Source organism: Mycobacterium sp. E3298, from assembly GCF_001666895.1.
Taxonomy (GTDB): Bacteria; Actinomycetota; Actinomycetes; order Mycobacteriales; family Mycobacteriaceae; genus Mycobacterium.
The window spans coordinates 12,944-27,066 of sequence record NZ_LZJB01000426.1 but is presented as its reverse complement, the minus strand read 5'-3'; the positions used below and the strand labels follow the sequence as shown (position 1 = coordinate 27,066).

The following is a 14,123-nucleotide window of genomic DNA, read 5'->3' as shown; positions in this document are numbered from 1 at the left end:
CTCGAGGAGCTGATCGTGATCGTGACCACCAAGAAGAACCCGAAGGCCGAGGTGCGCGCCGAGGTGGAGCCGGACGACGAAACACCCCCAGTCGCAACCGAAGACGCCGAGGCGGTCCGCGTCGACGACGAACAGCTCGACGAAGACCGGCCGGACGAAGAAGACGGCGTGCTGCTCAAAGGCAAGCGGCGCGAGCCCGATCGCCGCGGGCGCCCCTGGAAGCACTACCTGCGTCGCGGCGCGTTGCCGGCGCTACTCGTTGCCTCACTTGCCGTTTCGGGTTTCCTCGGCTGGCGGCAGTGGCAGGAGCACCAGGTGAAGCTGGCCGGCGAACAGGCCCAGCAGGCCGCCATCGCCTACGCCCAGGTGCTGACGAGCATTGATTCGAACAAGGTCGACGATAACTTCAGGCAGGTTCTTGACGGCGCGACGGGCGAGTTCAAAGACATGTACACCCAGTCCAGCGTGAAACTGCGGCAGCTGCTGATCGACAACAAGGCGACCGCGCACGGCGTGGTGGTGGACTCGGCGATCCAGTCCGAGTCGACGAACAGGGTTGTGGTGCTGGTCTTCATCGACCAGACCGTCACCAACACGGCCGCGCCCGACCCGCGCATCGACCGCAGCCGGATCAAGATGACCATGGAGAAGGTCGACGGTCGCTGGCGGGCCAGCAAGGTGCAGCTGCTGTGATCCGCCGGATGCTCGCGGCGACGGTGTTGACCGCCGCCGCAACGGTTCCCACCACCGCCGTCACCCACGCGTCGGCACCCTCATTCTGCGGGGAGCTGGGCGGTGACTGGGACGGCCAGTACTGCCATACCTCGGTCACGTCGGAACGCAAAGCCGTGCGGGACATCAAGGTCGCCGTGCCCGACGACCTGGTCGACAACCCGACCACGGGCCCGGTGATCCGCGACTACCTGCACACCCTGGTCAACAACTGGAAGACCGCCAACTCGCAGATGGCCGCCGACAGCTATGGCGAGGAGAACTTCGAGGTATTCCGGCATCAAAACCTGCTCAGCGCGGTGTTCCACGAGGACTACCACGCCGACGGGCCGAAGTTCAACAACGCCTACCGGACCTTCACCTTCGACATGGCGAGCGGCCGGCGAGTGCAGCTGGCGGACCTGACGACGTCGAACCCGCTGACCGCCATTCCCCCGCTGGCCCAACCGTTCATCGAAACAGCGCTGGATCAGGCGCCGCCGCCGCACGACCCGGGCAGCTACCCGTTCGTGATCGACCGCTGGACGCCGGACAAGGTCTACTCCGGGGCCTACAAGGCGTGGGCGGTGACGCCCGACGAGTTGATCCTGTACATGCCCGACTATCCGGTGGGGCACGATGAGCCGATCAACTTCACCCCCGGCGTCATGCAGTGGTACATGGACGGCGGGACGGTGCAGGCGCATATCCCGCTGGCGGCCTTGAGTTCCGTGCTGCGCATCTAGCACCGGCGCCTTTGGCGTTGTCTCAGTTGGCCTTCCGACGGCGCAGCTCGATCGATATCACGTTGTCCGCGTGCTCGCTGAGCGTCTCCCGACCGTCGTGCTCGGTGGACGCGCGGTTACGGCGAGCCGAGAAACCGACGCTTGTCGCCAGATCGCCATAGTCCCAAGCTAAGTCGCCAACTTCGCGTTTCGTGCGGTCGAGCGCGGTGCACAGGACTCCCACAATGCGCCGGACATGCAAGACCGTGACACTGACGGCCTCCACGGCGATGTCGGCAATGCGATTCAACTCTCGCTCGAGCATGAACATCCCTTCCCCTGAATGTCCCCTTGAGCCCTTGGGCTCAGTCCTCCGGGTTGTAGCCGAGGCTCGGGGCGAGCCAGCGCTCGGCTTCGGCCAGTGTCCAGCCCTTGCGCTTCGCGTAGTCGGCGACCTGGTCCTGGCCCAACCGGCCGACCACGAAGTACTGCGACTGCGGGTGCGAGAAGTACCAGCCGCTGACCGCGGCGCCGGGCCACATCGCCATCGACTCGGTCAGCTCGATGCCGGTCCGCTCCTTCACGTCCATCAACTTCCACAGCGTCACCTTCTCGGTGTGCTCCGGGCAGGCCGGGTAGCCCGGGGCGGGACGGATTCCTTGGTACTTCTCATCGATGAGCGCCTCGTTGTCCAGCTGCTCGTCCGGCTGGAATCCCCAGAACTCCTTGCGGACCCGTTGGTGCATCCGCTCGGCGAACGCCTCCGCCAGCCGGTCGGCGACCGACTCCAGCAGGATCGCGCTGTAGTCGTCGAGGGCCGCCTTGAACTCCGCGATCTTCTCCTGGCTGCCGAGCCCCGCGGTGACGGCGAAGGCGCCGACGTAGTCGGCCAGCCCGGTCTCCTTGGGCGCGATGAAGTCGCCCAGCGACCGGTTGGGGATGCCGTCCCGGTGCTCGCCCTGCTGGCGCAGGTTGCGCAACGTGGTCAGTACCTCGGTACGGGTGTCGTCGGTGTAGACCTCGATGTCTTCGAAACCCGGGCCGACCGCGTTCGCCGGGAAGAACCCGATCACCCCGTTGGCGGTCAGCCACTTCTCCTTGATCAGGGTGTCGAGCATCTGCTGGGCGTCGTCGTAGAGCTTGCGGGCGGCCTCGCCCGAGGCCGGGTTGTTGAGGATGTCGGGGAAGCGGCCCTTCATCTCCCAGGCGTTGAAGAACGGCTGCCAGTCGATGTACTCGCGCAATTCGGCCAGGTCGTAGTCCTGGAATTCACGTACCCCCGCACCGATAGCGGGCACCGGCGGCGTGTAGCCGTCCCACTCGATCGGCGTCCGGTTCGCGCGGGCCTTTTCCAGCGTCAGCATCGGCCGCTCGTTCTTTTGCGCGTGCCGTTCCCGCAACGATGCGTAGTCCTTCTCGGTGGCCTCCAGCAGGGCCGGACGCTGCTTGTCGTCGAGAAGGGCCGCCGCGACAGGCACCGAGCGCGAGGCGTCCTTGACCCACACCACCGGACCGCTGCGACGCGGCGATATCTTCACGGCCGTGTGGGCGCGCGACGTGGTCGCCCCACCGATCAGCAGCGGGATCTCGAGCCCCTCGCGTTCCATCTCGACGGCGAAGTTGGCCATCTCGTCCAGCGACGGGGTGATCAGCCCGGACAGTCCGATGATGTCGGCGTCGTGCTCCTTGGCCGCATCCAGGATTTTCTGGGCCGGCACCATCACACCGAGGTCGATCACTTCAAAGTTGTTGCACTGCAACACAACCCCGACGATGTTCTTGCCGATGTCGTGGACGTCGCCCTTCACGGTCGCCATCACGATGGTGCCGTTGGTGTCCTTCGCCGCTGCGGTCCCGTTTTGTTCTTTCTCCTCTTCGATGAAGGGCAGCAGGTACGCGACGGCCTTCTTCATCACCCGGGCCGACTTCACGACCTGGGGCAGGAACATCTTGCCGGAGCCGAACAGGTCGCCGACGACGTTCATCCCGTCCATCAGCGGGCCCTCGATCACCTCGATCGGGCGGCCACCCGCGGCGGCGATCTCGGCGCGCAACTCCTCGGTGTCGTCGTCGACGTGGGCGTCGATGCCCTTGACCAGCGCGTGCGTGATGCGTTCGCGGACGGGAAGGCTGCGCCACTCGGCGGCGGCGGGATCGTCCGTTTTCTCGGTCTTGTTGAACCGTTCGGCGATCTCCAGGAGCCGTTCGGCCGCATCCTCGCGACGGTTCAGGACGACGTCTTCGATGCGGTCCCGCAACTCCGGATCGATCGAGTCGTAGGGCACCAGCGCACCCGCGTTGACGATGCCCATGTCGAGGCCCGCCTTGATGGCGTGGAACAGGAACACCGAGTGGATCGCCTCGCGGACCGGGTTGTTGCCCCGGAACGAGAACGACACGTTAGAGATGCCGCCGGAGATGTGCACCCCGGGGAGGTTCTCCTTGATCCAGGCGCAGGCCTCGATGAAGTCGATGCCGTAGGTCGCGTGCTCCTCGATGCCGGTCGCCAGCGCGAAGCAGTTCGGGTCGAAGATGATGTCCTCGGGCGGGAAGCCGACCTCCTCGGTCAGGATCCGGTAGGCGCGCCCGCAGATCTCCTTACGGCGCTCCAGGTTGTCGGCCTGGCCCTGCTCGTCGAAGGCCATCACGACGACGGCGGCGCCGTACTTGCGGCACAGCCGCGCCTCGCGGATGAACTTCTCCTCGCCCTCCTTCATGGAGATCGAGTTGACGATCGGCTTGCCCTGCACGTTCTTCAGGCCCGCCTCGATGACCTCCCACTTGGACGAGTCGATCATCACCGGGACACGGCTGATGTCCGGCTCGGCCGCGATCAGCTTGGTGAACCGGTCCATCGCGGCGACGCCGTCGATCATGCCCTCGTCCATGTTGATGTCGATGACCTGCGCACCGACCTCGACCTGCTGCAGGGCCACCGACAGCGCGGTGTCGTAGTCCTCGGCCTTGATCAGGTTGCGGAATCGGGCGGAGCCCGTGATGTTGGTGCGCTCACCGATGTTCACGAACAGGGAGTCGTCGGTGATGTTGAGCGGCTCGAGGCCCGAGAGCCGGGTGGCGACCGGGATCTCCGGCAGTTCGCGCGGCGCCTTACCCTCGACGACCTTGGCGATCTCGGCGATGTGGGGTGGCGCGGTTCCGCAGCAACCACCGACCAGGTTGACCAGGCCGGCCTCGGCGAAGTCGGCGATGTAGCCGGCCTGCCGCTCCGGGGTCTCGTCGTACTCGCCAAAGGCGTTGGGCAGTCCGGCATTCGGGTAGCAGGAGACGAAGGTGTCCGCGATCCGCGCCATCTCGGCGATGTAGGGCCGCATCTCCGGGGCGCCCAGGGCGCAGTTGAGGCCGACCGCGAGCGGCTTGGCGTGCCGGATCGAGTTCCAGAAAGCCTCGGTGACCTGACCGGACAGCGTCCGCCCGGACGCGTCGGTGATGGTGCCCGAGATGATGACCGGCCAGCGGCGTCCGCGCTCCTCGAACAGCGTCTCGACGGCGAACACCGCCGCCTTCGCGTTCAGCGAGTCGAAGATCGTCTCGATGATGAGCAGGTCGGCACCGCCGTCGACCAGGCCGTTGGCGGCTTCGAGGTAGGCGGCGACCAGCTGGTCGTAGGAGACGTTGCGGGCCCCGGGGTCGTTGACGTCCGGCGAGATCGACGCGGTGCGCGTCGTCGGGCCGATGGCGCCGGCGACGTAGCGGGGCTTATCCGGCGTGCCGTATTCGTCGGCGGCCTTGCGGGCCAGGGCGGCGCCGGCATAGTTCAGCTCGTAGGCCAGCTCCTGCATGCCGTAGTCGGACAGCGAGATCGCGTTCGCGTTGAACGTGTTGGTTTCCAGGATGTCGGCGCCGGCCTCGAGGTACTCGCGGTGGATCCCCTCGATGATCTGCGGCTGCGTCAGGTTGAGCAGGTCGTTGTTGCCCTGCAGAGCGGTCGGCCACTCGGTGAAGCGATCGCCGCGATAGCCGGCCTCGTCCGGCCGGTCGCGCTGAATCGCCGTGCCCATCGCGCCATCGATCACCACGATCCGCTCGCGCAGAGCGGCCGTCAGTTCTGCGGTGCAGTCGGGCCGGATGTCGGGCACGAAGGTCTCTGGCTCCGGGGCCTTTACAGGGACGTTCACGTGCATCCTTCCGTAGCGGAAGGCGCCCTTGACTCTGCCGAGCGTGGCGGATACCGGTGAGACCGGAGATCCGTTGCAACGCCTCTCGACCAGAAAAGTCTACGTCGTCCCCCGATCGACGTCTGGACGCCCAACTCATCGCCGCGATCGACAGCCCTAGGGTCCTGCCTGCGACGTGGTAGTTACCAAGGTTAACCAGTGTGAAGCCGAACGTATTTCGCCCTGACGGCGTCGACGCCTGCTGCCGATGTCGTCGACGGTCAGAACGGCACGCACCCCACAAGGATAATCGTCCTAGGGAATGCCCTTGAACGGTTGACGGGACCCTGCCCACAACGCCGAACATCGGCCGCAAAGGCCGTACGCTGATTCTGTGACCCCATCCGATCGCCCACCGTTTGGGAACGCCGCACTGCCCGAACTGCACGACACCATCGTCGTGGCGGCATTCGAGGGCTGGAACGACGCCGGCGACGCGGCCAGTGACGCCCTCGAGCACCTCGAGGCCATTTGGGAAGCCGACCCGATCCTGGAGATCGACGACGAGGCGTACTACGACTACCAGGTGAATCGGCCCGTCATTCGGCAGGTCGACGGGGTCACCCGCGAGCTGGTCTGGCCGGCCATGCGGATTTCGCACTGCCGGCCGCCGGGCAGCGACCGCGACGTCGTGTTGATGCACGGCGTGGAACCCAACATGCGCTGGCGCACCTTCTGCGCCGAACTGGTGGCCATCGCCGACAAGCTCAACGTGGACACCGTCGTCATCCTCGGCGCCCTGCTGGCCGACACGCCGCACACCCGGCCGGTTCCGGTTTCGGGCGCCGCCTACTCCCCCGAATCGGCCAGACGCTTCGGGCTCGAGGAGAGCCGCTACGAGGGGCCCACCGGCATCGCCGGGGTGTTCCAGGACGCCTGCGTCGCCGCCGGGATCCCCGCCGTGACGTTCTGGGCGGCGGTGCCGCACTACGTGTCTCAGCCACCCAACCCGAAGGCGACGGTGGCGTTGCTGCGCCGCGTCGAGGACGTGCTCGACATCGAGGTGCCGCTGGCCGACCTGCCGACCGACGCCGAGGAGTGGGAGCAGGCCATCACCGAGATGGCCGCCGAGGACGAGGACCTGGCCGAGTACGTCCAATCGCTGGAACAGCGCGGCGACGCCGAGGTCGACATGAACGAGGCCCTGGGCAAGATCGACGGCGACGCGCTGGCCGCGGAGTTCGAGCGTTACCTGCGCCGACGGCGCCCGGGCTTCGGCCGCTAACCCGCTAGCGGCGATCGCAAGCGCGGCGTAGCCGGGCGCGGCGGGTCGCCGCCATCGAACCTAGCGGCGATCGCAAGCGCGGCATAGCCGGGCGCGGCGGGTCGCCGCCATCGAACCTAGCGGCGATCGCAAGCGCGGCGTAGCCGGGCGCGGCGTAGCCGGGCGCGGCGTAGCCGGGCGCGGCGGGTCGCCGCCATCGAACCTAGGCCTTCTTGCCCAAGCCCTGGTTGTAGGCGCTGGTGGAGCGCCCGAGCGCGACGACCTGGGCGTCCAGTTGGGGCAACAGCTCCGCGGTGGGCTTGTGCAGGGGCAGCTCGCCGGCCGGGGTGGACAGCACCGGCTTGATCCAGCGGAACAGGGCCACCCAGCGGGGGCAGTAGATCCGGTTCCGGCGGGCCTCGATGCCCTTGACGAACGCGTCCGCGCATTTGTCGACGGTGGTGGTCTTGTTCAACGGCCACGGGAAACTGCTGAGCAGCTTGCCGAAGGCGGGCAGGTCGGCCTCGGTGTCGCGGACCAGGGCGGTGTCGATCCACGACATGTGCGACGAACCGACGCTGACGCCGCGGTGGGCGACCTCGAGCCGCAGCGCGTTGGCGAAGATCTCGACGGCGGCCTTGGACGCGTTGTAGGGGGCCAGGCCCGGACACGCGGCGTAGGCGGCCAGCGACGAGACGACGAGCACGTAGCCGCGGCGCTCGATCACCGCGGGCAGCGTGGCGCGCACGGTGTTGAACACGCCGAGCACGTTGATGTCCATGACCCGCTTGAACGCCTCGGGATCGACCTGCAGCACCGATCCATAGCTGGCGATGCCGGCGTTGGCCACCACGACGTCGATGCCGCCGAAGCGCTCGACCGCCTGGGCGGCGACGGCCTGCATGGCCGGCAGGTCGCGCACGTCGGCGACGGCCGTCAGCACCCGGTCGGCGCCGATCTCGGCGGCCAGGGCGGTCAGCTCGGCGTCGTTGAGGTCGGTGAGCACGAGTTTGGCGCCCTTGCTGCCCAGCCGACGGGCGACCTCGGCCCCGATTCCCCGGGCCCCGCCCGTGATCAAAACAACCTTGTCCTGCAGCGACGTCATGGCCGACAACGTACCGCGTTCACAATTGCACGCCGAGCAGCGCGTCGATCGCGGTTGCCACCAACCTTGGAGCCTCGGCGTCGTGGCCGCCGTACTCGAGCGCGTCTGTTGTCCAACCATCAAGCGCGGCAAGCGCTTTCGGCGTGTTCAAGTCGTCGGCCAGGTATTGGCGCACCCGCGCGATCACGTCGGCGGCATCCGGGCCGGCCGCCAGGGCGGTCGCGGTGCGCCAGCGCCCCAGCCGGGCGGTGGCCTCGTCGAGCACCTGCCGGCTCCAGAACCGGTCCGCGCGGTAGTGCCCGGACAGCAGGCCCAGCCGGATGGCCGCCGGTTCGATGCCCTGGGCCCGCAGCGTCGACACCAGCACCAGGTTGCCCCGGCTCTTGGACATCTTGTGCCCGTCCCAGCCGATCATGCCCGCGTGCACGTAATGGCGGGCGAATCGCCGCTCGCCCCTTACACATTCGGCGTGCGCGGCAGTGAATTCGTGATGCGGAAAGATCAGGTCGCTGCCGCCGCCCTGGATGTCCAGGCCGCTACCGATGCGGCTGAGCGCGATCGCCGCGCACTCGACATGCCAGCCGGGTCGCCCGGCCCCGAACGGCGACGGCCAACTCGGCTCCCCCGGCCGGGCCGCGCGCCAAAGCAGCGCGTCCAGCTCGTCGGTCTTGCCCGGGCGGTCGGGGTCGCCGCCCCGCTCACCGAACAGCCGGAGCATGGTTTCGCGGTCGTAGCCGGACTCGTAGCCGAACTGCGGCGTCGCGTCCGCGCGGTAGTAGACGTCCGGGTACTCGCCGTCGACGACGTACGCCGCGCCCGACGCCAGCATCTTCTCGACGAGCTCGACCACTTCGGGGATCGCCTGCGTGGCCGCGACGTAGTCGCGCGGCGGCAGGACGCGCAGCGCCGCCATGTCCTCGCGAAAGCGCGCGACCTCACGATCGCCCAGCTCGCGCCAGTCCACACCGTCGCGCTGGGCGCGTTCGAACAGCGGATCGTCGACGTCGGTGACGTTCTGCACGTAGTGCACGGCGCGGCCCAGGTCCAGCCACTGCCGGTAGACCAGGTCGAAGGTCAGGTAGGTGGCCGCGTGACCCAGATGGGTTGAGTCGTACGGGGTGATGCCGCAGACGTACATCGTCGCCGTCGACCCGGGCGCAACGGGCCGCACCTGCCGGTCTGACGTGTCGAACAGCCGGAGTTCCGGGCCACGTCCCGGCAACACCGGAACCGGTGGAAACTCCCACGACTGCATGCCAACGACTCTAAACGCGGGAAGTCAGCGCCACGCGTCGCGGATGGCGTCGAGCAGGATCGGCGCCACCTCGGCGCGACACATCACGAAGTCGGGCAGGTACGGATCGAGCTGGTTGTAGCGCATCGGCGAACCGTCCAGCCGCGACGCGTGCATGCCTGCGGCCATCACCACTCCGGCGGGCGCCGCGTTGTCCCATTCCCACTGGCCTCCCGCGTGCAGGTAGGCGTCGACGTCGCCGTCGATGATGGCCATCGCCTTGGCTCCCGCCGAACCGATCGCCACCGGCTGGATGGCCAACGACTGGCGCATCCGGTGCAACACGAACGGCGGCCGGTTGGCGCTGACCGCGATGCGAAACGTATGGGGTATGCCGACGCGCGCGGCGTCGGCGGTGACGGTGTCGGTGCGGTACACCGTGTTTCCGCGCGCCGGCAGCGACACCGCGGCGTCGGTGATCTCCCGCTCGCCGTTGGTGGGGCGCTGCCACAGCGCGACGTGGACCGCCCAGTCGTCGCGGCCGGGAGTGGAGAACTCGCGGGTGCCGTCCAGCGGGTCGATGATCCACACCCGGTCGTGCTTCAGCCGGACCAGATCGTCGTAGGCCTCCTCGCTGAGCACCGCGTCGTCGGGCCGCTCGGCGCGCAGCCGCCGCAGGATCAGCTCGTTAGCCAGGCTGTCACCTGCGTCGCCCAGCGCCCACGGATGTCCGAAGCCGATCTCGTCGCGCACTTTCAGCAGCAATTCGCCCGCGTCCGCGGCGAGTTCGGCGGCCAGGGCGGCGTCGGTCAACTCGTCCGGGCCCTGGCTCACCGGTTCAGTATCTCCGATGCCCGTGCGGGGGGCCGGTGGGTGGCTCGGTGGCCGGTTCAGAACGCCGGCCACGGAATGGGGCGGTGCCGGTTGGGGCCCGGCATCACCGGATCGTCGAGCAGCGCGTGGGCGCGCCTGCGCAACGCCGCGATCTCGGCCCGCGTGATGTGCTCGGCCAGTTCGTCGCACAGCGAGTCGCCCAGCGCCTCGGTGAGCCGGGCGACCGCCTCCAGCATCTTCTGGTCGACCGGCTTGTGGGCCCAGCCCCACAGCACCGTGCGCAGCTTGTTCTCGACATGCATGGACACCCCGTGGTCGACGCCGTAGACGTGGCCCTCGATGTCGCGCAGGACGTGGCCGCCCTTGCGGTCGGCGTTGTTGATCAGCACGTCGAAGACCGCCATGCGCCGCAACCGGATGTCGTCGGCGTGCATCAAGACGACCTCGTCGCCCGCGTAGTCGTAGGCCCGCAGCACCGGCAGATAACCGGGTTCCGGCTTGTTGGCGGGAAACAGGTCGACCAGGTCCGGGCCGGGCCTTGGCTCGGAGTCGGCCGCGTCGCCGGGCTGCTCGACCCACAGCTGCAACATGCCCGGTCCGGCCGGCCCGTGACGAATTACCGTGTACGGCACGATGTTCCACCCCAGCTGCGTCGACACCAGGTACGCGGCGAGTTCGCGGCCAGCCAGCGTACCGTCGGGAAAATCCCAGAGCGGGGCCTCGCCGGAGATCGGTTTGTAGACGCAATGGACCGTCGATTCGCCCAGCGTGGACTCGCACAGGAAGGTGGCGTTGCTGGCGGAGCGGATGCGTCCGAGGACCGTCAGCTCGCCGTCGCGCAACACCTCACGGTCGTCAGGCCTCAAGTTCATCGTCAGGCCCGAGCAGCGCGCTGCGCCTATAGCCGTTGGCGCGCGCGCAGATATGGCCTTCGGGATCCAACGGTTCGTCGCACAGCGGGCATGGCGGCCGCCCCGCTGAGATCACGCGATTGGAGCGGGTGGCGAACTGCCGCGCCGACTCCGGCGTCAAGAACACCCGCACCGCGTCGGGCCCCTCCTCGGTGTCGTCGAGCACCACCGACGCGTCGAACTCGGCGTCGGTGACGGCCAGCAACTCGACGACCACGGTCTGGGCTTCGGAATCCCAGCCCAGGCCCATGGTCCCCACCCGGAATTCGGCATCCACGGGTGTGATCAACGGGTTCAAGTCCTCCACTTCGGCGGGCTCCGGAGGGACCGGTGTGCCGAACCGGCGATTCACCTCGAGCAGCAGCGCGCCGATGCGCTCGGCCAGCACCGCAACCTGCTGCTTCTCCAACACCACCGACACCACTCGGGAATCGTGCACAGCCTGGATGTAGAACGTTCGGTTTCCGGGCTGACCAACGGTCCCGGCCACGAAGCGGTCGGGTGTGCGGAAGACGTGGATTGCGCGGGCCATGGCACCTCCAAAATACCGGCTGTTGCCTTCGCCGTGCGATTCGATTGCCCCGCATCGCTTGTTTTAAGCGGAATTAATCAGTTGAGCCGCCGACCACCGCGTCGCTGGACGGCACGACCGCGGCCGGCTGTTCCGTTGCGCCCGCCGGGGACTCGCCGTCGGTCTTGGCGGTGCCCTTGTCCTGCGCCTCGTCCTTGGGCGGTGGCCCGGCCCGCAGCGCTGCCGCCAATTTCGCACCGGTGTGGTTGACGTGCAACACAAACGGGCGCAATTCGGTGTAGCGGATCACATTCACCGACGCCGGGTCGGCGGTGACCCGCTGGAACGCGTCCAGGTGCATGCCGTAGGCGTCGGCGACGACCGCCTTGATGACATCACCGTGAGTGCAGGCCACCCATAGGACGTCGCCGCCCTTCTCCCCCCCGTATTCCAGGGCGAGCCGCCGATCGTGTTCGCGGACGGCGAACACGGCGCGCGCCTGAACCTGCGCCAACCCCTCCCCGCCGGGGAACACCGCCGCACTCGGGTGGGCCTGCACGACCCGCCACAGCGGTTCGCCGGCCAGCTCGGCGATCTTGCGGCCGGTCCAGTCCCCGTAGTCCACCTCCGCCAGCCGGTCGTCGATCAACGGCTCCAGGCACAGCGCCTCGGCGAGCGGCTCGAGCGTGCGTCGGCAACGCAGCAACGGCGAACTGATCAGCGCCCGGATCGGCAGGTCACCGATCCGGTCGATCAGCCCGGCGGCCTGGTCGCGGCCCTTGTCGTCGAGGTCGACGCCCTCGGAACGGCCGGCCAGGATCCCGGCGGTGTTCGAGCTGGATCGACCGTGCCGCAGCAGGATGACCGTCATGCAGCGGTGTCCGACATCCGACAGGCTGGGGCAACCACGACCACGACCGTACCCGGTGCGAAGGTGCTATCGGCTAGTGCGATACCGGCACCGCATGCGCCACCGAGTCGCGCACGGCGGCGACCAGGCTGCGTTCGTCGGTGAGGTCGATGTCGACCAGGCTGCGGACCGCCGTGGCGACCACCTCTTCGGCCTGCGGAACTGGCCCGGCGAGGCGCGGTCGGTAAATTTCGACGACGAGCGAGCGGTGCTCGATGTGGAACGAAAAACTGCGCCCATCACCAACTTGTCCATACCCGCTGGCGAAGATTCCTGTCGACATATCTTCGACAGCAAACTCTTTCTCCGCGATCTGCCGGTCAACGATGACGGCCATGAGGCGACGATACCTCGCCACCGGGACTTGATGTGCGCGACATGGCCATATTGGATGCGAAGGCGTTCCTTAGACTCGGAAGTCCACCGTCATTACGCAAGGGAAAATAATTGCTGTCACGGCATACGCGTCATCGACTGGCTGCTCAGCGCCGTTTGCCCGCCGCCGCGCTTTTGCTGTTGGCGATCGCAGGTTGTTCGTCCAATACATTCAAATCCGCGCCGCCCACCATCGAAGCGGCCACGCCCGCCGTGTCCCCGCCGGCGTCCCAGCGCCCCGCCGGCGAGGTGCGCCCGCTGGCCGCGGCCGCGACCGCGGCCACCTTCGACGGTGGGACTCACCAGCTCGCGGTGCTGGCGCCCGGGGCCCCGCCTGCCGGCCCCGCGAGCGTCACCCTCTTCGGCGACCCGAAGGCCGCGCCGCGCGTCATCGCCCTGCCGGGACCCGCGACCGCGATGGCCGACGACGGCCACGGAACGCTGTTCCTGGCCGCCCGGGGCGGCTATTTCGTGGTCGACCTGGCCACCGCCCGCGCGTCGCAGGTGAACGTCGCCGACGCCCAACCGGCCGATTTCACCGCGGTCGCCCTGCGCGCCGACGGCAAGCTGGTGCTGGGCAGCGCCGACGGGGCCGTCTACACGCTCGCTTCTCCAACACCGGCTGCGCCGACGCCCGGCACCGCTGGCACCGCGACCGTCGGCAGCAGGAACAAGATCTTTGCGCGGGTCGATTCGCTTGCCACGCAAGGGAATACAACTGCGGTGTTGGACCGGGGACAGACCTCGGTGACCACGATCGGCGCCGACGGCCAGGCCCGGCAGGCGCTGCGGGCCGGCGAAGGCGCGACCACCATGGTTGCTGACCCGCTGGGCCGGGTCCTGGTCGCCGACACTCGCGGCGGGCAGCTGCTGGTGTACGGCGTGGACCCGCTGATCCTGCGACAGGCGTATCCGGTGCCCCAGGCGCCCTACGGCCTGGCCGGCTCCCGCGCGTTGAGCTGGGTAACCCAGACCGCTTCCAATATCGTGGTTGGTTACGATCTGTCCACCGGAATTCCCGTCGAAAAGGTGCGTTACCCAACCGTGCTGCAACCGAACTCACTGGCCTTCGACGAAGCGTCAGACACCTTGTACGTGGTGTCGGGGTCCGGCGCGGGGGTGCAGGTGATCGAGCACGCGGCGGGTACGCGTTGACCGCGTCGCGCAGCAGTCGGCTGCCCGCGGGCTGGGACACCGAGCTGTCCGACGAATACGAGTGGGTGCCCCTGCGCCTGCCGCCGGAGGTCACCCGGCTCAGCGCGTCCACCCGGCTGTCCATCGAGGCCGAATATCGGGGATGGGAGCTGACCCGGGTACGGCTCTACACCGACGGCAGCAGGCGAGTGCTGTTGCGCCGCAAGAAATCTCGTCTGGAAAACCGGCGTCCCGACCAGCCGGAACTGTGACGTTGGCTGCACCCGGCGACGG

The 14,123-nt window shown here is 68.1% G+C and carries 14 protein-coding genes; 5 read left to right on the top strand and 9 right to left on the bottom strand.

The window, feature by feature from the left end; genetic code table 11:
• Positions 1-9 precede the first annotated feature (9 nt).
• Both A9X05_RS20215 and A9X05_RS20210 read left to right on the top strand, forming a co-directional pair.
• Positions 10-693: a hypothetical protein gene (locus A9X05_RS20215; protein ID WP_067783690.1), complete on the top strand. Its 684-nt coding sequence runs from the start codon at positions 10-12 to the stop codon at positions 691-693.
• A complete protein-coding gene (locus A9X05_RS20210; protein ID WP_082950449.1) occupies positions 690-1,457 on the top strand; it encodes a mannan-binding family protein in 768 nt (255 codons plus the stop codon). Before A9X05_RS20215 ends, A9X05_RS20210 begins: the two co-directional genes overlap by 4 nt.
• A gap of 22 nt (positions 1,458-1,479) precedes the next feature.
• Here A9X05_RS20210 and A9X05_RS20205 read toward each other — a convergent pair whose 3' ends face one another.
• Both A9X05_RS20205 and metH read right to left on the bottom strand, forming a co-directional pair.
• The gene (locus A9X05_RS20205; protein ID WP_067783687.1) at positions 1,480-1,767 is read right to left on the bottom strand and encodes a hypothetical protein; all 288 of its coding nucleotides are present in this window, start codon (positions 1,765-1,767) and stop codon (positions 1,480-1,482) included.
• A 34-nt stretch (positions 1,768-1,801) separates the two neighbouring features.
• Complete coding sequence (gene metH, locus A9X05_RS20200; RefSeq protein ID WP_067783684.1) at positions 1,802-5,578, bottom strand: methionine synthase; 3,777 nt, start codon at positions 5,576-5,578, stop codon at positions 1,802-1,804.
• 367 nt (positions 5,579-5,945) lie between these two features.
• On the opposite strand from metH, the gene A9X05_RS20195 reads away from it, so the two are divergent.
• Positions 5,946-6,836, top strand: a complete 891-nt coding sequence (locus A9X05_RS20195; protein WP_067758655.1) for a PAC2 family protein — start codon at positions 5,946-5,948, stop codon at positions 6,834-6,836.
• A gap of 202 nt (positions 6,837-7,038) precedes the next feature.
• Here A9X05_RS20195 and A9X05_RS20190 read toward each other — a convergent pair whose 3' ends face one another.
• From A9X05_RS20190 to A9X05_RS20160, 7 genes are all read right to left on the bottom strand, one after another.
• Positions 7,039-7,920: an SDR family oxidoreductase gene (locus A9X05_RS20190; RefSeq protein ID WP_067783681.1), complete on the bottom strand. Its 882-nt coding sequence runs from the start codon at positions 7,918-7,920 to the stop codon at positions 7,039-7,041.
• Between the two features lie 19 nt (positions 7,921-7,939).
• Positions 7,940-9,175 carry a cysteine--1-D-myo-inosityl 2-amino-2-deoxy-alpha-D-glucopyranoside ligase gene (mshC, locus tag A9X05_RS20185; RefSeq protein WP_067783679.1) on the bottom strand — a complete coding sequence of 412 codons (1,236 nt, stop codon included), beginning with the start codon at positions 9,173-9,175 and terminating at the stop codon, positions 7,940-7,942.
• A gap of 24 nt (positions 9,176-9,199) precedes the next feature.
• Positions 9,200-9,988, bottom strand: coding sequence for a 3'(2'),5'-bisphosphate nucleotidase CysQ (locus tag A9X05_RS20180; RefSeq protein WP_067783676.1), 789 nt, complete (start codon positions 9,986-9,988; stop codon positions 9,200-9,202).
• A 56-nt stretch (positions 9,989-10,044) separates the two neighbouring features.
• The gene (locus A9X05_RS20175) at positions 10,045-10,860 is read right to left on the bottom strand and encodes an SCO1664 family protein (protein WP_082971023.1); all 816 of its coding nucleotides are present in this window, start codon (positions 10,858-10,860) and stop codon (positions 10,045-10,047) included.
• Positions 10,844-11,431: a DUF3090 domain-containing protein gene (locus tag A9X05_RS20170; RefSeq protein ID WP_046186213.1), complete on the bottom strand. Its 588-nt coding sequence runs from the start codon at positions 11,429-11,431 to the stop codon at positions 10,844-10,846. Before A9X05_RS20170 ends, A9X05_RS20175 begins: the two co-directional genes overlap by 17 nt.
• 73 nt (positions 11,432-11,504) lie before the next feature.
• Entirely contained in the window at positions 11,505-12,281 is a 777-nt protein-coding gene (locus tag A9X05_RS20165; protein WP_067758643.1) for a histidine phosphatase family protein, read from the bottom strand.
• A 73-nt stretch (positions 12,282-12,354) separates the two neighbouring features.
• Positions 12,355-12,657 (bottom strand): hypothetical protein, encoded by a 303-nt coding sequence (locus tag A9X05_RS20160; RefSeq protein WP_067758640.1) that lies wholly within the window; start codon positions 12,655-12,657, stop codon positions 12,355-12,357.
• Positions 12,658-12,794: 137 nt separating this feature from the next.
• Between A9X05_RS20160 and A9X05_RS20155 the strand changes: the two genes are divergently transcribed.
• Both A9X05_RS20155 and A9X05_RS20150 read left to right on the top strand, forming a co-directional pair.
• Positions 12,795-13,850, top strand: a complete 1,056-nt coding sequence (locus A9X05_RS20155; RefSeq protein WP_197499145.1) for a YncE family protein — start codon at positions 12,795-12,797, stop codon at positions 13,848-13,850.
• Complete coding sequence (locus A9X05_RS20150) at positions 13,847-14,101, top strand: DUF5703 family protein (protein WP_067758633.1); 255 nt, start codon at positions 13,847-13,849, stop codon at positions 14,099-14,101. The genes A9X05_RS20155 and A9X05_RS20150 overlap by 4 nt, the downstream gene beginning before the upstream one ends.
• Positions 14,102-14,123 lie beyond the last annotated feature (22 nt).